Genomic DNA, 21,125 nt, shown 5'->3' with positions numbered 1-21,125 from the left:
AAAGGAGGAGCGGAATGTATACGAATTTAGTAGAAGTCGTGAACAACCGAAAGGACGATACGGTTAGAGGAATTACATATATTCATCATTCTACTGAGGAAGTATTTGTGTCATATGCTCAATTATACGATGATGCGATCAAAGTTCTAGATTATCTTCACAAGCAAGGACTTAAACAAGGAGATGAACTTATTTTTCAAATTGATGAAAAAGATCCGCAATTGTTTATCACTTTATTTTGGGCTTGTATAGTAGGAAAGATTATCGCTGTTCCTGTTACACCAGGAAATACAAAGACAAACCAAGAAAAACTTGAAAAAATTTGGGATACACTCCAACGCCCATATATAGCAATAAGTGAAGAACGATTTGAAAAATTACAATTGCAACAAAAAATAGCTGTAGATTATGTCGTTTTCACAGAAGCACTTTTTGAAGGTAAACAAAAAAAATCGAATGTAGAAATAACGCTCCAAGATACCTCAACGAATCCAGATGACATCGCTTTTATTCAATTTTCTTCAGGTTCTACAGGTGATCCAAAAGGGGTCATCCTTACACATGAAAATCTCCTTACTAATATTTATGACATTATCGAAGGTGCCCAAATTACCGAACAAGACTCGATATTAAGCTGGATGCCGTTAACACATGATATGGGATTAATCGGCAATCATTTAACACCAATGACATTGGGCATTCAAAACTATATTATGCCGACAACTTTATTTATTCGTCAGCCGCTTTTATGGCTCTCAAGTGTAAGTAAACATCAAGTGACGATGATTTCTTCACCAAACTTTGGTTACAGCTATTATTTGAAACGGTTTTATAAAAAACGTCCGCAAAATTTAGATTTATCAAGTGTACGTTTGATTGTAAATGGAGCAGAACCGATTTCAAAAGAAATATGTGATGAGTTTTTAACGGAATTACAACCGTTTGGACTTAGGCAGCAAACGATGTTTACGGTATATGGGTTAGCAGAAGCAAGTTTAGCTGTTACGTTTCCTTCTGTTGGAGAACCCTTATCTGCAGTTCATGTAGACCGTAACCAACTGATCATAAATGAACAAGTTCACTACATTGATCCTGCTCATGATAATAGCGCTACTTTTGTTGAATTGGGCAAACCGTTACGACATGTCAGTGTCAGAATTGTGGATGATGCAAAAAAAGAAGTAGCTGAAAATACGGTTGGTCATATTGAAATTAAAGGGAAAAATGTCACAAAAGGATATTACCAAAATGAAGAAGCAACAAAAGCGTGCATTTCTGAAGATTGTTGGCTCCATACAGGGGACTTAGGATTTGTTCGCGAAGGCAAGTTAGTCGTAACAGGAAGAGCAAAAGATATTATTTTTGTGAATGGACAAAACTTCTATGCTCATGATTTAGAAAGATTAGCAGAACAAGTTGAACCGATTGAGATTGGTAAAGTTTGTGCGGTTGGTGTTTTTAGTGAAACACTCGGGCGCGATGAAGTGATCTTTTGTGTTGTTGAGAAAAAGAATGATATGAACACATTTATCGACTTATCCAATAAGCTAAAAGAGCATATCGTTTCGAAAACAGGAGTAATGATTGATTATGTTATTCCTGTCAAACAAATACCGAAAACATCGAGCGGCAAACTCCAACGTTTTAAGTTAGCAAAAGCATATAGTTCAGGAGAATATGAAGAAAGCATTTCCGTCATAGAACAAGAGCAACAACAATTATATAAAAAGCAGTCAGTCCCAGAGATGTCAAAAGAAACGATTATGACGATTTTGCAACAAAAGCTAGCAGGAATACTCGGTTTTGTTGTGACTGATACTAATCGAAGTTTGCTAGAAATGGGCGTAGACTCCATTAAAGTTCCTGAACTGCAACGGGAATTAGAAGAAGCATTTGCGATTGATTTGCCTGTTACTCTTGTGTTTGATTATCCTACTTTATCGAAAATGACGAATTATATTAATAATAGGTTAAATCTAGAAAACTACGCAGGAATTCAGCAGTCCGAACATGTCCAACGAAAGCAGGAAAATCTAACAGAAAAAATTGCAATTGTTGGTATTGGTTGTCGTTTCCCAGGCGGAATGAATACACCAAAGCAATTTTTTGAAAAATTACTTCAAGGCTATGATGCCATTGAGGAAATACCGCTAGAACGGTGGAATATTAACGACTATTACGATGAGTTGGGACAAACCGAGGGAACGATAAATACGAAATATGGTGGCTTTTTAAAACATGTTGATTTATTTGACCCACAATTTTTCGGAATAACACCTATTGAAGCAAAACAAATTGACCCACAACATCGTTTGCTTCTAGAAGTATCTTTTGAAGCACTGCAAGATGCGGGCTTACCGCTGGAAAAACTCGAAGGCAGTCAAACCGGAGTATTTGTCGGGATTTCAAACAGTGATTATCTTGACCAAGTCCACTCAGTCGGTCAAGAGGTTGAACATATTGAAGGCTATACGTTGACGGGGAATATGCATAGTGCTGCAGCCGGACGAATTTCGCATACATTTGGATTTGAAGGACCCGCGGTGGCGGTCGATACAGCTTGTTCATCTTCGCTTGTTTCCGTTCATCAAGCAATGAATGCGTTAAAGCTAAACGAATGTGACAGTGCCCTTGCTGGTGGCGTGAATTTAATTTTCTCTCCAAAAGGACATGTTGGTTTAACAAGATTACAAGCTCTTGCACCAGATGGACGTTGCAAAACATTTGATGATGCAGCGAATGGCTATGTCCGAAGTGAAGGGTGTGGCATCGTTGTTCTAAAACGGTATGAAGATGCTGTTCGAGATGGCGATCGGATTTATGCGACTATTGTTGGGAGTGCAATTAACCATGACGGAAAAAGCAGCGGGTTAACTGTACCAAATGGGGTAGCTCAGCAACGCTTAGTACAAGATGCGTTAAGGCAAGCTAAGCTTTTTGAAGACGATATCGACTATATTGAATTGCACGGAACAGGAACAAAGCTGGGTGACCCGCAAGAAGTGAATGCGCTTAGTGCTGTTTTTGCAAATCGCTCAAAAGAAAAACCGATTCAAATCGGCTCTGTGAAATCAAATATTGGTCATTTAGAAAGTGCAGCGGGAATTGCCGGATTAATAAAATCAGCGCTTGTCGTCCATACAAAGGAAATTCCTGGAAATCTTCATTTTCAAACACCGAATCGATTTATTCAATGGGATACGATTCCTTTTGCGGTTGCTTCAGAAAACGTTCATATGGAAGAAGGGAATAAACCGAAAAGAGCAGGAGTTAGTTCATTTGGTTTAAGTGGAACAAATGCCCATATCATTGTGGAAGAAGCAAGTCGCTATCCAGCTACATTTGAAAAAAACAATGAAGAACCGAAGATTATGACACTATCCGCACAAAAACAGGACACGCTCACTCAAATGGTCGCTCAATATTGCTCTTTTTTAGAAACGACCGATGAGCGACTTGAAGATATTTGCTATAGCACAACAGAAAGAAGAGATCATCTTGCACACAGAGTAGCGATTGCAGCTAGTACGAAGCAACAAATGCTAGCTTCTTTACAAGAGTGGCAAAACAAAATGAGTGAACATCAAACCCAAAAAGACATCTTCGTCTTGTTTTCTAGTGAACGGAAAGCAGAAACAGAATGCTATTCCCGATTATACGAAAGATATGACTCTTTTCGCGAATCAGTAGCAGAGTGCCAACAACTCATTGAAAAGCTAGTAAGAGAATGCTCAGGAACAAAAGGTGAGTATTATGATAATAAGCTAGCTGAGCAATTAGCTTTATTCAAATCAGAATATGCATTTGCGAATCTATTACGTTCATTACACATAACCCCCCATTATGTGAGCGGGAACGGTATTGGTATTCTCGTAGCGGGTTATATGGCAGAAACGCTCACATTACATGATGCGTTAGTTCTTCTTTTCGCTTTGAACCAAACACAACAAGTCACCGTTGAAGTAAAGGCATCAAGTACAACAGTTGACTCTCTTATAAAAACAATAGGGATAAACGAGAAAGAAATAGAGCGAAAGCACGAAATGGGTAATACCGAACAAGTAACTGGACAAGTGGCTACTCTCGTCCCTCTTGTTGTCACTTTAAGGAAAAAGAACATATCGTATGTCGTTTTACAAGAACAGCTAAAAACAGAAGGGATCAATCTCTCCCTAGAAAGTCTAGTAGAGAAACTTATTAAACTAGAACTAAAACAACCTATAATCCCAATTTACAACTTTAAAAGGGGACGAGTTATCTCTGAACCGGAATGGAGTCAAGTAAACGATTGGTTAACACAATCAGCTTTACAAGAAAGAACACCTTACAATAAAGAAATGGAAAAAGAAAGCTTTATGCTTACGTTGCCATTAATGGAGGCAAATAGCTGGGAACAAATGATTTGTTCATTATATGAACATGGCGTTCAAATCAATTGGCATTCTTTCAATCAATATTACACAGGTCATCTCGTCTCGTTACCGTTGTATCCTTTAAATAAAAAACGTTATTGGTTAAAACGAAAGGTAAACAATCGACAAACGATTGCTTCAGAAATAGAACAGGCGTATGAAGGAACTTTAAAGGAGAGTGGAAAAATGGAAGCTTATATCAAAGAGATAAAAGAAATGATTCATGAAGTGTCAGATTTAGATGTAGCAGAAATTGACCATACAGCCAATTTATTTTCATTTGGACTAGACTCATTAATGCTAGTGCAAATTAAAAAGCTCGTGGATAAAAAATATGATATCGATTTACCGATTAATCGATTAATGGATGATATGGATACCGTTGAAAAAATTTCTAACTATATTGCTAGTGAAGCAACGATAGCGGCGGCGAATGTCGAAGAAATGAAAGCGAGAGCGGAAAGAGAAGTAGCAACAGCTTATGAAGTTGTTGAGACACCTAACGAACAACAATTTCGAACAGAAGCACCTGTGCATTTCAACAGCGAGAAGTCTATCGAACAAATGATCGAAACACAGACGCAGTTATCTCCTGTAGCAACAAGTTTAGAGTCGGTATTTGAAAGTCAGTTAAAGTGGATGGAAACGAGCATGAACAAACTAGCCAATCAACAACTTGAAACGATAAAGATGATTCAAACGCCTGTAAAAACAAATCCATATACACCGCTTGTTGAAACTAAACAAGAGAATGTCACACAAGCAGCGATGCCACTAGCACAAGAAGAGCAAAAGCCACTAAAAAAAGAAGTGCCTAAAATTAATTTTCGCGCCATGAAGTTAGACCGTGATATTTTCACGAACGAACAAAAAGCGTTTATTGAGCAATTTATTTCTAAATACAATATGAAAACAAAAGGTTCAAAACAGTATGCACAAGCAAACCGAAGAGTGCTTTCAGATTGGATTGCTTCTTTAAACTTCCGAATGAGCTATAAAGATTTAATTTATCCGATTGTCTCTGAACGCTCTCAAGGAGCAAGGTTTTGGGATGTTGATGGAAATGAATATTTAGATATGGCGATTGGGTATGGAGTGCATTATTTTGGTCATCGGCCACAATTTGTTATTGATGCGATTCAAGATCAATTAGCAGAAGGATATGAGACAGGTCCACAAACCGATTTAGCAGGAGAAGTGGCCACACTAGTGACACAATTGACAGGGGCAGAACGAGTTGCGTTTTGTAATACTGGGTCAGAGGCAGTAATGGCAGCGATGCGAATTTCACGTACAGTAACGAAACGGAAAAAAGTCGTTATATTCCGAGGGTCATATCACGGTAATTTTGATAGTGTGTTAGCGGAAATGGACCAAAATCAGTCATTCCCGATTTCACCGGGAACAATGCCAGGAATGGTTGAAGATGTCATCGTGTTAGATTATGGAACAGAGGAAGCTATCCAAGTCATTAAAGAACGTCATGCTGAAATTGCGGCCGTCATGGTTGAACCTGTTCAAAGTAGAAATCCGGGATTACAACCGAAAGAGTTTTTACACGAAATTCGTCACCTTACAACTCAAATCGGAGCATTGTTAATTTTTGATGAAATGATCACAGGATTCCGTTGCCATGTAGGGGGAGCCCAAGCCCATTTTGGGATTGTCGCTGACCTTGCTACATATGGAAAAATTGTTGGTGGTGGATTACCGATCGGGATATTAGCCGGGAAGGCGGAGTTTGTTGATACCGTTGACGGGGGCTATTGGGAGTATGGCGATGATTCTTACCCTGAAAAAGAAATGACATTTTTTGCAGGAACATTTTGTAAGCACCCGTTAAGTTTAGCAGCATCAAGGGCAGTTCTTCAATATATGAAGGATAACGGTCCTGCTGTTCAAGATAGAGTAACCGAGCTTACACGCTATTTTGTACAAGCGGTTAATGACTTTTTTGAGCAGGAAGCTGTGCCACTTCGAGTTCGCCATTTTGCTTCACAGTTTAAGTTTGAAACATATGGAAAATTTAATATTACAATGATGCCAGCGGAAATGGATCTGTTTTTCTATATGTTAATGGAAAAAGGAATCTACACATGGGAGAAACGAATTTGCTTCTTCTCAACTGAACACACAATTGAGGATGCGGACTATTTCTTACGTTGCATTCATGATGCTGTCGTTGAACTACGAGCAGGCGGCTTTGAATTTAGAGATAAACAACAAATCCCTGCTAAAAAAAAACGAAACAATGGGTATTTTAACATAACAAATAAAGCGGAAACGACTAACTATTTCCCTGTGTCTGATGCACAAAAGCGAACATATATCATTAACCAAATGGGTGAAAATGAACGAGCGACACATTTGCCAATGGCGATGATTGTAACAGGCAACTTAGATTTAGAAAAAGTCGAACAATGTTTTCAAGCCATCATTCAACGCCATGATGTGTTTAGGACGAGCTTCACTGTGAAAGATGGGGAAATTGTTCAGTCAATTGCTAGTCATGTAGACTTCTCAATTGATTATAAGGATGGTACAACGATGAGTGTTGAACGGCTCATTACACAATTTATGGAGCCGTTTGACTTAGCAAAAGCGCCACTGATTAAGCTTGGAATCGCGAAGCTAGAGGAAGAGAGTCATTTATTCTTTATGGATTTCCATCATATTATCGCAGATGGGTATTCTGCCAATATCGTGGCACAAGAATTTATGAGCTTGTATAAAGGAGAACGTCTGCCAGAAGTGAAAATACAATACCGCGACTATGTGAATTGGCATCAAGTTTATCTCACATCGAAAGCCTATGAAAAACAACAACAGTTTTGGCTTGAACAATGGAAAGATGGTGTGACGGAGCTCGTGCTGCCTACTGACTTTCCGCGTCCACCGATTAAAGAAATAACAGGAAAGACGATACGAGATCAACTATCATCTGAGCAGTTGCAACAACTGAAAAAGCTAGCTCGGGAAAATGGTACATCGCTTTATATGGTGTTAGTAAGCTTGTTTAACGTACTGTTAACAAAGCTTACGGGTCAAACAAAAATTGCGGTCGGAACACCGGTTGTTGTTAGAGGGCAAGAACAATTTGAAACGATGGTTGGAATGTGCACAAACACGATCGTCCTTCAGAATGAAGTACATGAGGAAGACTCGTTTTCAAATGTCGTAACGCGAGTGAAAAAAACATGCTCACAGGCGTTTGCAAATTTGGACTATTTATATGAAGATTTAATCGAAAATGTGAAGTATCAAACACCGCTTAATCGGAATCCGTTATTTGATGTGATGTTTATTTATGAAAATGGCAATGACCGTGTCGTCAAGCTTGATGAGCTTCAGTTTACGCCTTATCATGTCGAGTTAGATGTTTCACTTTTTGATTTAACATTTGAAGTCATTGAAGAGAACGATATGTTATCGATTAATCTGTATTATAGTAATCAATTATTTAAAGAAGAAACGATGAAAACATGGCTTGAGTATTATCAGGATATGATTGAACAAGTAATGGCAGATGACGCTGTTGCTGTAGGTGCGATTCTAAAAGAAAAACAAGCAGAAATTCAACGCTTCCGTGAAAAAGCCAACACGCTTTCATTGGAGGTCGGCGAAAATCTGAAGGAGCAAGCTAGCGAAGAGACATCAAGTCGAGAAAACAACCCGAAAATCAAAGAAATTGAACAAAAGCTCGCGTCGACGTTAGCGAAGGAGTTAGGGGTGTCTTCTGTCCATGTCCACGCCAATTTCTTTGAACTTGGCATGCGTTCATTAACCGCATTAAAAATCGTAGAAAAATTAAAAACGGAATTTGAGATGAACATTATGGATGTCTTCCATTACCCGTCAGTAGCAAAGCTTGCCCGTCATTTAGCTGGTGAATCAGAAGGGGAACAAAAAAATGAACTGAGCAAACGGCGAATCGAGCGAGTGAAAGATGCCAATGCCACTGTCAAAACTCGAGACATTGCCATTATCGGGATGGAAGGGAAGTTTCCAGGTGCGAATACACTTGAACAATTTTGGAACGTACTAAAAGAAGCTCGTGAAACGATTTCCTTTTTTAGTGAAGAAGAGCTCCTTGAAGCGGGTTTAACGAAAGAAATCATTTCTAAACCTCATTATGTAAAGGCAAAAGGCGTGTTAGAGGATATTGAATATTTTGATTCGCACTTTTTTGATTACTCTCCACATGATGCAAAGCGAATGGACCCACAAATCCGCTTGTTTCATGAATATGCATGGAAGGCTTTAGAAAGCGCGGGGTATGCAACTGAACAGTATGAAGGATTAATTGGTGTGTTTGGAGGAAGTGCATCAAACTACGAGTGGATTTCCCATATTTTTAAAACAACGAACAGCATTAGTGAAAAATTAGAACGAGTATCACTTAATGATAAAGATTATATGAGTACACGTATTTCCTATAAGCTGAATTTATTAGGGCCAAGCTACACCGTGCAAACCGCTTGCTCCACGTCATTGACTGCGTTAAACCTAGCATGCCAATCGATTTTAAACGGAGAGTGTGATATTGCGTTAGCAGGTGGTGTGTCCATCATGCTTCCAAACAAAACAGGCTATGAATACCAAGAAGGATTAATGTTATCAAAAGATGGTAAGTGTCGACCATTTGATGAAAAAGCAAGCGGGACTGTGTTTGGAGATGGGATCGGCATCGTTGTGTTAAAACATCTCGACGAAGCGATAGCGGATGGCGATTATATTCATGCGGTCATAAAAGGGTCAGCTGTCAATAATGATGGTATCCGAAAAGTAGGCTATACAGCCCCGAGTATTGAAGGGCAAAAAGAAGTGATTCAACAAGCGTACGAGCTAGCCGATATCGACCCAGAAACAGTGACATATGTAGAAGCTCATGGAACAGGAACAGAAATAGGAGATCCGATTGAAATCCAAGCGTTAACACAAGCCTTTCAAACAAAAAAACGACATTATTGTGCGATTGGTTCTGTAAAGTCCAATATCGGTCATGTTGATGCGGCAGCGGGTGTCGCCGGTTTAATTAAAACAGTGCTTGCTTTACAGCATAAGCAAATTCCAGCAAGTCTTCATTTTACAAAGCCGAACCCAAACATTGACTTTGAACATAGTCCGTTTTATGTCAATACAAAATTAGTAGAGTGGAAACGTCTACCTCATCCAAAGCGGAACGGGGAATCATTGCCACTGCGAGCAGGAGTAAGCTCATTTGGATTTGGTGGAACAAATGCCCATGTTATTGTTGAAGAGGCACCGGTTCAAATTCAAACAAAGCAAAAACGAGCTTTTGAAAAAGAAACGGAACAGCTCATTGTTTTATCGTCAAAATCAAAGTCTTCATTATTGAAAATGTGTGAAAACATAAAGTCGTATTTACAAGACGCCGAAGAGGTGAGACTAAGCGATATCGCTTATTCGCTGCAAACAGGACGAAAACATTTCCGCCAGCGGGTAAGTGTCGTCGGTTCAACGCCTGAAGAGATTTGCGAAAAATTAACGACTATCATTGATGGGAAACTCACAAACGCAGTCGGCTATCAAAAAGAAAGTGTAAGCCAGATCGTCTTTATGTTTCCAGGACAAGGAGCTCAATATGTCAATATGGGGCTACAATTATATGAAAACGAGCCATATTTTAAAGAACAAATGAAAAAATGTTTTGCGATTGTCGATAAGCTAGCCACTTTCTCGTTAAAAGATATCCTGTTTCCTTATGAGGAAACAGCAGAAGCAAAACATCGATTAAAACAAACATATGTTACTCAAGTTGCACTGTTTGTCATTGAATATGCATTAGCGAAGCTCCTGATGAAATGGGGCATTCGACCAACGGCTATGATCGGACATAGCCTAGGTGAATATGTCGCAGCGACGATAGCGGGTGTGTTCTCATTACAAGAAGCGTTAGCATTAGTAGTCGAAAGAGCAAAGCTGATGCAAGAAATGGAACAAGGTGTAATGGTCAGTGTTCCACTTGCCGAAGAAGAAGTTCTCCCATTACTAGAGTCAATCGAAGGAATTTCAATTGCGGCAGTGAATGGAGCAAAACATTGTGTTGTATCAGGTTATGAGCAAGCAATCGTTCTATTTGAAAATAAACTCGAACAACTTGATATGACAGCGATTCGTTTACAGACGTCTCATGCTTTCCATTCGGCGATGATGGATACTATGCTTCCTGCGTTTGAGGAAAAAGTAAAACAGGTGACGTTTCATCCACCAGAAATTCCGTATGTGTCTAACTTAACAGGAACGTGGATAACTGTCGAAGATATTTTTGATCCTAGCTACTGGTCAAAACATTTGCGCCATACGGTAAAGTTTTATCAAGGTGCAAGTGAACTGCTCAAACAAAAAGAAGCGGTCTTTATCGAAGTAGGACCTGGGAAAACATTACAATCATTTATGATGAGACATCCTCAAAAAACAGAAGAGCATGTGATTTCGAATGTAATTAGACATCCAAAAGAACGAGTAACGGACAATTCCTTTTTATACGAAAAAATCGGTATGTTATGGCGTGCCGGGGTAGAACTAGATTGGCACGCATTTAACGAAAATAAAAACGTGTCAAAAATTCCATTACCAACCTATCCGTTTAAAGGGCAATACTATCCGTTAACGAATATTGGCTTAAATCAAACGCAATCAATCGACGACATTTCTCAGGAAATAACGACAAAACAAAACTATGAAAAATGGTTTTATCGTCCATATTGGAGTATGAGAAATAAACGACCAGTTCGTCAGCAAGAAAGAGAAACGGCAAATTGGCTGATTTTTGCTGATGCGGAAGGGATAGGAGAACAATTGGCTACTCGCCTACAGCAAGAAGGTGATAGTGTAGCGGTACTGCAAAGAACAGAACATGAGTATAACGAGGAAAACGGCCACTATTTTATAAATCCAGCTAATCTAGAACATTATCAACAGGCGATGGAACAAATTTTAAAACGAAACGGTGTCCCACACAAAATACTACATTTATGGGCGATAGACGACCATCATTCGTATGAACACGGGTTAGATGCATATTTTTATAGCTTCATTTACACGATGCAAGCTCTTGAGCAGCTGAGTGCTGATAATCAAGTAGATTTATTCGTCATCTCCAATGAAATGCATACGATAACAGGATTTGAACATAGTCACCATCTTAAAGGAGTAGTACGAGGACCAGCAAAAGTGATTCCACAAGAATTTCCTCATGTCCGTTGTCGTAGCATTGATTTGTCAGTACAAAGTTCACCTGACCAAAGTGTTGTTGTCGCAGCACTATATGATGAAGTGGTATCAGAGGAACAAGACGAGGTTGTCGCGTATCGCGGGAACTACCGCTTCATCGAGAACTATGAGCGATTTACTATGCCAAAACGGGAAGCTAGTGCAACTGACGTCATTAAAGAAGAAGGAGTGTACTTCATTACCGGAGGATTAGGCGGTATTGGACTTACAATTGCAAAGCAGCTGGCGAAGAAATATCGAGCAAAACTCATCTTAACAGGACGTTCATCCTTTTTGGAACAAGAGAAATGGGAGTCTTGGTTACAAGCCAATCAAGGAGACCGAACAAGTGAGAAAATTAAAGCGATACAAGAAATACAAAACAATGGCGGCCAAGTTCTCATCGTAAAGGCCGATGTGACAAGCTCTCTTGAAATGAAAGCAGCACTTGAAGCAGCAGAAGAAACGTTTGGTCCGATAAATGGGATCATTCATACAGCCGGTGTCCCAGGACAAGGCATGATCAGAACAAAAACAGTGACAGAGGCAAATCGCGTTTTACAGCCAAAAGTGGAAGGTACACTTGTCCTAGACGAATTATGTAAAGAGAAAGAGTTAGACTTCTTCTTTATTTGTTCTTCATTAGCTTCCATCACAGGAGAACTCGGTCAAGTGGATTATGTTGCCGCAAACGCCTTTATCGACCATTATGTTGAAACCGAAAAAGCTCACTCGTCACGACATGTCTTTAGTGTCAATTGGGATAACTGGGAAGACATAGGGATGGCTGCAGATGCATCGAAAACGATGTCAGCGAATTTAGCGGAAATGCTAACAGAAGGACTAAAGCCAGAAGAAGGGGCACGAGCTTTTGTGGACATCGTAGAAGCGAAAGAGCCACGTGTCATCGTTTCGGTGAAAGATTTAGATGAGCAACAACAAGCAGTAAAGGATTTCGGTCGATTAGAAAACCTTCCATCTAACACAACAACATACGCGCGTCCGGAATTGTCAACAGAATATGTGGAACCGAAAACCGATGTAGAAAAACTACTAGCGGACATTTGGCAATCGACGTTTAGTATGGACAAAATTGGAATCAATGATGACTTTACTGAACTTGGGGGAGATTCCTTATATGCGCTTTCGTTAGCGACAGCGATGAAAAAACATTTTAAAGTGGATATTACAGATATTTACAACTACCCAACGATTTCAAAATTAGCACAAGCGCTCTCTGGAGAACGGGAAGAGTTAAAGGATACGTTCGAGAAAACAAAGCTCCAATTCAAAAAGTATATGGACAGTCATAATATCGAAGCGGACATAAAAGCGGATTTAGCATTGTATCGCGAACGAAATCAACGGTATACATCATATGATTTGACGAAAACAAAACAGTATGAACATCTTTTACTAACAGGGAGTACCGGTTATTTAGGCATTTATTTATTGCATGAATTATTGACGAAAACAAACGCAACGATTTATACAATGATTCGTGCCAAAGACAAAGCACATGCAAAGCAACGATTATATGAGCAATTCACAACATATTTTAGTGAGGAGCAATATCAAGCATATGAAGATCGAATAGTCATAATCGCTGGTCAAGTAACAGAACCTCACTTTGGGCTCGACTCTCTGGAGTATGAAAGATTATGCGAAACTGTCGATTGCATTGTGAATGCGACAGGAAAAGTCGACCACTATGGGGATTATCAACAATTTGAAACAATAAACATTACCGCCGTTACAAGATTACTTGAATTTGCTGGAGCAGGAAAACCGAAAGATATCCATCATATGTCTACAAAAGGGCTAGCGGCAGGTTATGTTGAAGGAAAAGAAAATGTCTTATTTACGGAATATGATGTTCATGTAGGACAAAAAATCGACAATTACTATGTAGAAACAAAGCTAGAGGCTGAACAACTGCTACTGGCAGCGAGAGAACGAGGGGTTACGACGAATATTTACCGAATCGGGGATATCGTGTTTGACTCAAGAACAGGAGTATTCCAAGAAAACATAACAAAAAATGCTGTGTATTTAATGATTCGCGGATTATGGAAATTAAAGCTAGTGCCTCAATTAGAGTTGAAATTTATTGATTTTACGTTTGTCGACCAAGTGAGTCAATTTATTGTCGCTTTACTAACAAAAGAAGCATTAGCGAATGAAGTATTCCATCTTCACAATCCAAAGAAAATTAGCTTTACGCCATTTCTCAGTGTCGCAGAAAAACTAGGAACAAAGATGGAAACAATGTCATTTGATGATTTTCTCGACTACTTATATGAACATTACGATGATGAGGACAAAGCTACATTTATTCAAGATTTCCTTGTTCATTCCCATTTTCTTGAGGCGGCAGATAATAGTCATTTTGTTCTCGAAAGTGAAAAAACAACAAAAATTCTTGAAGCGTTACAATTAAGTTGGAATGAACCGAATGAAGAACACTTAGTTAAAATGATAGAGTACGGGATGCAAAAGGAATTTTTCTAACCGCAAAATAACTAAAGCCATTTGTTTCACAAAGGCACTGAAAAGGACAATCTCACCTTTTCAGTGCCTTAGATATAAGGGCGCAATTAGACTTTGCATTTCGTCGTTCTAACGACCTCTATCATATTCGAAATGATCATAGTACGATAAATAGTAAAAAAAGGGAGACACTATCACATGAACGAAAAAAGTATCCTTATTGTCGGCGGGTACGGTGTAGTCGGTGGGCAAATTGCTCAATTACTACGAGAAAAATACCCAACCTTACCGATTGCCATTGCCGGAAGAAATCTTGAGAAAGCAACTGAGTTTGCAAACAAGCTTAATTATGCAAAAGGAGTAGAATTAAACGTTGTATCAAAGGAGTCTTTCGCCCAAATCGAAGAATCCTATTCACTCATTATTAGTGTTGTAAACGACCCGGAAAATTATGTCCTTGACTATGCGATTAAACATCAGATTGCCCTCATTGACATTACAAGATGGCCAGAGAAATTTCATGAAGCCGTTGAATTCATAAAGCAAAAACAAGTGAAAGCACCGATTATTCTTTCGTCTGGATGGATGGCAGGATTATTATCGTTATGTGCGAAAGTGTATGCCGAAGAGTTCTCTCATGTCGAACAAATTAACATTAATGCCCTCTATTCATTAAAAGATAAAGCTGGACCGAATTCAGTTGAATATATTGATCAATTAACAAAATCGTTTACCGTAGGAGCAAATGAAAAGAAAAAGACGGTCATGCCATTAACAGACCCTGTAGTAGTCCAATTTCCAAGTGGTTATAAAACGAAAACATATCGGATGGACACCCCTGACCATGTTACACTCCCACTAATGGCAAATACAGATGATGTTAATTTTCGAATTACATTTGATAACGAGCTTTCAATGAAAGGGTTATTGTTTCTAGTAAAAACGAATATATGGAAGTTAATCAGTGGTGACCGTTTCACTTCAATCAGACGATCGGTTTTATACCATCCAGGAAGTGGCGGACCCCACCAAGTTGTCATTGATATTGTTGGAACGGACAAAACAGGAAAGGCCATCAAACGAGAAATCACAATATTTGACCCAAATGGACAAACTCATTTAACAACGGTAGCTGTTGTTTTACAAGCAATTAAAATTATCGAACATCCAAATTGGCCTGGCGACTTATATTTTCCAGAGCAATTTCCAGAAACATTCGAAAACATAAGGCCTTTTGTTGAAACATGGTTAGCGACAAATAAAATTACATTAACCGTAAAAGACAACTAAATTGACCTAACCCTCCAAAACTATGATATTGTAAAAAATGCGACGTACTATGAACATCATTCGTATACATATATATAGGTAGATAGAGGAGGAGAAGAACATGAATTACACAATTGAAGGGTCAACAATGCAAACATTAACGGTCGATTTATTAGCAGGGGATTCTCTTTATGCTGGTCCTGGGAAAATGCTATGGATGGATGAGCAAATTGAGATGAAGGCGAACTTACGAGGTGGACTCGCGAAAGGCATTCGACGCGTATTAAGTGGGGAGTCATTAGCTTTAACAACGTTTAACGCCCCAGACCGACGTGGACGGATTGGATTTGCACCACTTGCACCAGGCAAAATCATTCCACTAGAAGTGTCGCCATCGAAAGAATACATCTGTCAAAAAGATGCATTTATGCTTGCTGAAGATAGTGTGGACTTAGACATACATATCCAACGCAAAATTATGACCGGCTTATTTGGAGGCGAAGGGTTCATTATGCAAAGGCTATCTGGAAGTGGGATGGCATTTGTTGATATTATGGGGGATGTTGTTGAGTTTGACTTAGAAGCAGGTCAACAATTAAAAGTCGATACTTCCCATGTTGCTTTAATGGAATCGACAGTAACGATGGACATCGAACGCGTGAAAGGGGTCCGCACGATTTTGTTAGGAGGCGAAGGTCTTTTCTTAACAAAGCTAACAGGTCCAGGAAAAGTGTGGGTACAATCGTTATCGCTAGCCAATTTTGCGAGTATGGTTAGTAATCAAGGCCAGTAATCTTGTCCTAAAACAAAAAAGCTGTTCATACGATAAGATGAGGTGGTTATCGTGGGGCAGCTTTTTTTATTATTGATTATGACGATTGCTGTAGCGGGAATCGTAATGAGTTTGATTTTATTATTGAAAAATGAACCGATTCGGGGAAAGAAAGTATCGCTCCGCAACTTTGTTGTCCTCTTTCTCGTATACGGGACGATTATTATTGCGTTCGGTTGTTTATATATGGCGCTTGAAATTAGTGGATTTTCGGTATTAACCGAAGATAAACGAAAAGTTGGCGGTAGTGTATTTCATTTAATTGAAGACACGCTTTATTTTAGTGCCGTTACGATGTTATCTGTCGGGTATGGGGACATTACACCGCTTGGCATTGGCCGTCCGATTGCGATGGTGCAAGCGTTAATTGGCTATGTTCTTCCGGCTGCGTTTGTCGTAACAACGGTTATCTACCATGAAAGAAGGACAGATTAGTTGTAACGATCTAAAAGATTCGCTACTCTATACATAAAGAAAAACGCGGAGCGTCTTTTCTCTACCAAAATTTTTCTTATCTTTAAAGGAGGATATCATAATGACAATTGAAATAGGACAAGTTGCACCAAATTTTACATTAGAAGCAAATACAGGAGAAAAGGTGTCGTTAACAGATTTCCGCGGCAAACATGTCGTGCTTTACTTTTACCCGAAAGATATGACACCAGGATGTACAACACAAGCATGTGATTTCCGCGATAAACATGAAAGCTTTGCAGAGTTGGATGCCGTCATTATCGGTGTTAGCCCTGACCCGATTAATCGCCACCAAAAATTTATCGAAAAGCATGATTTGCCGTTTTTATTATTAGCCGATGAAGAGCAAGAAGCAGCGAAGTTATATGACGTGTGGAAGCTAAAGAAAAACTTCGGCAAAGAATATATGGGCATCGAGCGTTCTACGTTTATTATCGATAAAGAAGGAAAACTCGTGAAAGAATGGCGAAAAGTAAAAGTGAAAGACCATGTTGAAGAAGCATTACAATTTATTAAAGAGAATCAATAAAAACAGATACCCTCATCATATGTCCTTCATATAATGAGGGTATTAGTACAAAGAGAAGGAGCAACCACGGTGAAAATAGTATCTTCAGCAAAAATCAAATCTAACATTAAAGAACGACTCGTCTCTACTTACGATAATCTGGATTTTTTCTTTCATGCCAATATTGACGAAGCAAAAGAAGACTTACAAGATGCCGAAGTGCTCATCACATACGGCGAGGACTTAACACCAGAGCATATCGATAGTGCCAAACAATTAAAGTGGATTATGGTCATTTCAGCTGGGTTAGAGAAAATGCCGTTTGAGGCGATTGCTAAACGAGACATCGTCGTCACAAATGCACGAGGCATTCACGCGAAACCGATGGCAGAATATACATTTGCAATGATGCTGCAAGTGGCACGTAATACAAAAACGGTCATCGAACATGAAAAACAAGCGAACTGGGACCGCACCGTACCAATGCGGGAAATTAACGGGAAAACAATTGCGATATTAGGAGCGGGTGCGATTGGCGCTGAAATTGCGAGAATTGCAAAAGCATTTAATATGAAGACAATCGGTTTAAACCGGAGTGGCAAGTCTGTCGAGCATGTCGATCGCATCTTTACTTTTTCTGAGCTCAATGTATTATTAAAGGAAGCAGACTATGTCGTCTCTGTTCTTCCGAGTACAAAAGAAACAGACGGGATGCTCACGAAAGCTCATTTTCAATTGATGAAAGATGAAGCGGTGTTCATTAATATCGGCAGAGGAACGACCGTTGTGGAACAAGAGTTAATTGAATGTTTGCAACAAGGGGAAATCGCTCATGCCGTACTTGATGTATTTGAGGAAGAACCATTACGAAAAGACCATCCGTTTTGGACGATGGACAACGTGACGGTTACCCCGCATTTATCAGGGATATCGGCACAATATCAACCGCGTGCATTTGAGATTTTCGAGCAAAATTTAAAAGCATATACGAACGGAGAATCTAGCTTAATCAATTTGATTGATGTCACTCGCGGATATTAATAAAGAAGAAGGGAAGAAGCGCCATGAAGTTAATGGTTTGTATCGTCAATAATTTTTATGTTGAGAATGTCGAAAAACAGCTTCGTAAAAAAGAATATCGGATGACAGAGCTTGCGAGCACAGGTGGCTTTTTACGAAAAGGAAATACAACGTTTCTTCTCGGTGTAGAAGAACAACATATTGAGTCATTGAAAACGGTAATAAAAGAAGCGTGCCTACAAGTCGAACAAACAAGAGGGAAAAGAAAAGGCAATGAAAGCCGATTCACTTCTTTTATCGTTGATGCGAACCATGGCTTGCCGTTACTTTTTCAATAATTTAATCATTTTCTCATGAGTTTCATCCTATATATATAGTAGAAATATTGACAACCATTCTCAAAATGTCCTATACTAATTATAATATTTATAAAATAAGAATAGTTTTTCTTATATAGGAATATTAATAATAGTAGACAACGTATAGGGCATACATCAGGTTAGTATCGAAAAAGTGAGGTGGATGACGATGGGAAAGCATCACCTGCAAGACGCCATTGATTCATTAAAAAGTACGAAAATACGCATGACACCTCAACGTCAAGCTATCTTAGAGTTTCTTTTTGAATCAATGACACATCCTACTGCAGATGATATTTATAAAGCACTTGAAGGAAGATTTCCAAATATGAGTGTCGCAACAGTCTACAATAATCTACGTGTATTTAAAGATGTTGGGATTGTAAAAGAATTAACGTATGGAGATGCCTCCAGCCGTTTTGATTGTGTCACTTCTGATCACTACCATGTCATTTGCAAAAGCTGCGGGAAAATTGTTGACTTCCATTATCCAGGATTGGATGAAGTGGAAACGTTAGCAGAAAGTGTGACTGGATTTGATGTTGGCAGCCACCGTATGGAAATTTACGGGGTTTGTCCGGAGTGTAAAACAAAACATTAATGAAAAAAGCTGAACGTCTTTTGACATTCAGCTTTTTTTGTTATATTTTTCGTCAAATTCTTTTCCTTCAAGTGCTGGGTCTAATGTGAGTGGAGCACTGCAAAACGAACATGCGTCGACACGACCGAGCATTTTTGTCGTTTTGCTACATTCCGGACAGGTGACTTGCACGGTTTTTGTAGATAGCATCCCAATCCAAAAATAAACGACTGTACTTCCGATGACACATAAAAACCCAAGCGCCATAGTCAGTGACATTAAAATCGGTGAAGGAAAGAAAATACCAATATACATAATGACAATCCCGATAAAAACGAGTAATAATGCAAATGTACGAATTTTATTTATTTTATTAGTTGGTTTACGAGCCATGACATTCCCTCCTAGGACAAAGTATAGCATAAATGCAGAACAAAAATCATTAGAACTCCTCTCGAGTTCATAAAAGGGAAACATTCATTTTCGTCGAATTACTACATTAGAAGAATTATAATGTGGATGATTTACGTGAGAGGGGACCATTGTCATGGAAGTAAAGTTGCGCGAGTTATACCAAGACAGAGCAAGTGAACAAGATACGTTAGGAATATTAATTATTGAAAAAGATAAAGGGCATGAAGCCATTACAGACAAAAACGATGTCATCTTACTTGTCATTAAAGAAGAAAATAGCGAGCCATGGTTTGTGAAGCATTATGAATTTATCGATAAAAAAGTCGCGATGCACCATGTGGATGAGCAATTGCTGCATAATTGGATCATTACCGGTAATAATCGTCGCTTTATTGACTGGCTATTTAATGGAAAGATTATATTTGACCGAAACGAATATTTGGCAGGAATTAAACATCGCCTTCATGACTTTCCACTTGAAGAAAGAAGAAAAAAGATGACGATTGAATTATCAAAGCTCGTTCGTCGGTTTGAAGATGGGAAAGCATTATACCAAACAAATAACTATTTAGATGCGTTTAATCATATTTTACATGCGCTTCATCATAAAGCGAGACTTGCGGTGATTGAAAGTGGCTTTTATCCAGAAGTGACAGTATGGAATCAAATTAAAAACATTGACCCGGAGATTTACAAGCTATACACCGAATTAATAACGGGAGAAGAATCATTAGAAAAACGGATGGAGCTTCTTATGCTTGCAAGTGAATTTGCAATATCACAAAAGCTTGAAGTTGGAAGTGGTCATTTAATTGAAGTGATGAATCGACGCCATGAGCCGTGGACGATTGCTGACTTGATGGCAGTCACTGAAATTGAAGATTATAAAATTGATATTGAGTTGTTAATCGACTATTTAGTTCAAAAAGGAATCATTGCTGTTGTAGCTGTCGAAACAAAAGGAGCAGGGATTTATCATCGATATTACACTGTTAAAAACTAACAGTGTAATTTTCTTGCTAGGATGTTGACGTTCGAAATCACACATGGTATATTAATATTCGTCGCTGAAAACGACATCGCACTTTCCGAAAAAAACATCACTAAAAAGATGTTGACATTAAAAAGTGCACATGATATTATATTAAAGTCGCTGTAAGATAACAACCGCTTACAACGGCGATAGTTCTTTGAAAACTGAACAAGAAAAAGCCAAGCGAATTAAAGAGATAGTAATATCTCGTCAATGAATTATTTTTGAGCTATATCAAACACTTTTATGGAGAGTTTGATCCTGGCTCAGGACGAACGCTGGCGGCGTGCCTAATACATGCAAGTCGAGCGGACTTCATGAGAGAACTTGTTCTCTTTTGATGTTAGCGGCGGACGGGTGAGTAACACGTGGGCAACCTGCCCTGTAGACTGGGATAACATCGAGAAATCGGTGCTAATACCGGATAATAGATGGAATTGCATAATTCCATTTTAAAAGATGGCTCCGGCTATCACTACAGGATGGGCCCGCGGCGCA

10 protein-coding genes and 1 rRNA gene are annotated in these 21,125 nt (G+C 38.9%); 10 read left to right on the top strand and 1 reads right to left on the bottom strand.

Annotated features, from left to right (window positions below):
- Positions 1-14 precede the first annotated feature (14 nt).
- The 8 genes from T323_RS26680 to perR all read left to right on the top strand — a co-directional run bounded on the left by T323_RS26680 (position 15) and on the right by perR (position 19,201).
- Entirely contained in the window at positions 15-14,159 is a 14,145-nt protein-coding gene (locus T323_RS26680) for a type I polyketide synthase (protein ID WP_035178644.1), read from the top strand.
- Between the two features lie 177 nt (positions 14,160-14,336).
- Positions 14,337-15,428 (top strand): saccharopine dehydrogenase family protein, encoded by a 1,092-nt coding sequence (locus T323_RS26675; protein ID WP_051556521.1) that lies wholly within the window; start codon positions 14,337-14,339, stop codon positions 15,426-15,428.
- Between the two features lie 100 nt (positions 15,429-15,528).
- On the top strand, positions 15,529-16,200 hold the full coding sequence (locus T323_RS0113160) for a TIGR00266 family protein (RefSeq protein WP_026673711.1): 672 nt from the start codon (positions 15,529-15,531) through the stop codon (positions 16,198-16,200).
- Positions 16,201-16,278: 78 nt separating this feature from the next.
- A complete protein-coding gene (locus tag T323_RS0113155) occupies positions 16,279-16,674 on the top strand; it encodes a potassium channel family protein (RefSeq protein ID WP_035178661.1) in 396 nt (131 codons plus the stop codon).
- Positions 16,675-16,774: 100 nt separating this feature from the next.
- On the top strand, positions 16,775-17,242 hold the full coding sequence (gene bcp, locus T323_RS0113150; RefSeq protein ID WP_026673709.1) for a thioredoxin-dependent thiol peroxidase: 468 nt from the start codon (positions 16,775-16,777) through the stop codon (positions 17,240-17,242).
- 69 nt (positions 17,243-17,311) lie between these two features.
- Positions 17,312-18,262, top strand: coding sequence for a D-2-hydroxyacid dehydrogenase (locus T323_RS0113145; protein ID WP_026673708.1), 951 nt, complete (start codon positions 17,312-17,314; stop codon positions 18,260-18,262).
- A 23-nt stretch (positions 18,263-18,285) separates the two neighbouring features.
- On the top strand, positions 18,286-18,579 hold the full coding sequence (locus T323_RS0113140) for a cyclic-di-AMP receptor (RefSeq protein WP_026673707.1): 294 nt from the start codon (positions 18,286-18,288) through the stop codon (positions 18,577-18,579).
- A gap of 190 nt (positions 18,580-18,769) precedes the next feature.
- The gene (perR, locus tag T323_RS0113135) at positions 18,770-19,201 is read left to right on the top strand and encodes a peroxide-responsive transcriptional repressor PerR (RefSeq protein ID WP_026673706.1); all 432 of its coding nucleotides are present in this window, start codon (positions 18,770-18,772) and stop codon (positions 19,199-19,201) included.
- Between the two features lie 27 nt (positions 19,202-19,228).
- On the opposite strand, the gene T323_RS0113130 is transcribed toward perR, so the two are convergent.
- Positions 19,229-19,573 carry a YgzB family protein gene (locus T323_RS0113130; protein ID WP_026673705.1) on the bottom strand — a complete coding sequence of 115 codons (345 nt, stop codon included), beginning with the start codon at positions 19,571-19,573 and terminating at the stop codon, positions 19,229-19,231.
- Between the two features lie 154 nt (positions 19,574-19,727).
- Between T323_RS0113130 and T323_RS0113125 the strand changes: the two genes are divergently transcribed.
- Positions 19,728-20,597, top strand: a complete 870-nt coding sequence (locus T323_RS0113125; protein ID WP_026673704.1) for a nucleotidyltransferase-like protein — start codon at positions 19,728-19,730, stop codon at positions 20,595-20,597.
- Positions 20,598-20,870: 273 nt separating this feature from the next.
- Positions 20,871-21,125: ribosomal RNA gene (locus tag T323_RS0113120) — 16S ribosomal RNA — on the top strand; the annotation flags it as partial.

This window comes from Alkalihalobacillus bogoriensis ATCC BAA-922, assembly GCF_000621445.1.
Lineage (GTDB): Bacteria > Bacillota > Bacilli > Bacillales > Bacillaceae_F > Bacillus_AO > Bacillus_AO bogoriense.
The sequence above is the reverse complement of the archived record's forward strand: the minus strand, read 5'-3'. Positions and strand labels throughout refer to the sequence as shown.

Excerpts from the sequence above, each read along its gene's own strand:
- T323_RS26680 (WP_035178644.1), top strand. The coding sequence starts at position 15 with ATGTATACGAATTTAGTAGAAGTCGTGAACAACCGAAAGGACGATACG.
- T323_RS26675 (WP_051556521.1), top strand. The coding sequence starts at position 14,337 with ATGAACGAAAAAAGTATCCTTATTGTCGGCGGGTACGGTGTAGTCGGT.
- T323_RS0113160 (WP_026673711.1), top strand. The coding sequence starts at position 15,529 with ATGAATTACACAATTGAAGGGTCAACAATGCAAACATTAACGGTCGAT.
- T323_RS0113155 (WP_035178661.1), top strand. The coding sequence starts at position 16,279 with ATGACGATTGCTGTAGCGGGAATCGTAATGAGTTTGATTTTATTATTG.
- bcp (WP_026673709.1), top strand. The coding sequence starts at position 16,775 with ATGACAATTGAAATAGGACAAGTTGCACCAAATTTTACATTAGAAGCA.
- T323_RS0113140 (WP_026673707.1), top strand. The coding sequence starts at position 18,286 with ATGAAGTTAATGGTTTGTATCGTCAATAATTTTTATGTTGAGAATGTC.
- perR (WP_026673706.1), top strand. The coding sequence starts at position 18,770 with ATGGGAAAGCATCACCTGCAAGACGCCATTGATTCATTAAAAAGTACG.
- T323_RS0113130 (WP_026673705.1), bottom strand. The coding sequence starts at position 19,573 with ATGGCTCGTAAACCAACTAATAAAATAAATAAAATTCGTACATTTGCA.
- T323_RS0113125 (WP_026673704.1), top strand. The coding sequence starts at position 19,728 with ATGGAAGTAAAGTTGCGCGAGTTATACCAAGACAGAGCAAGTGAACAA.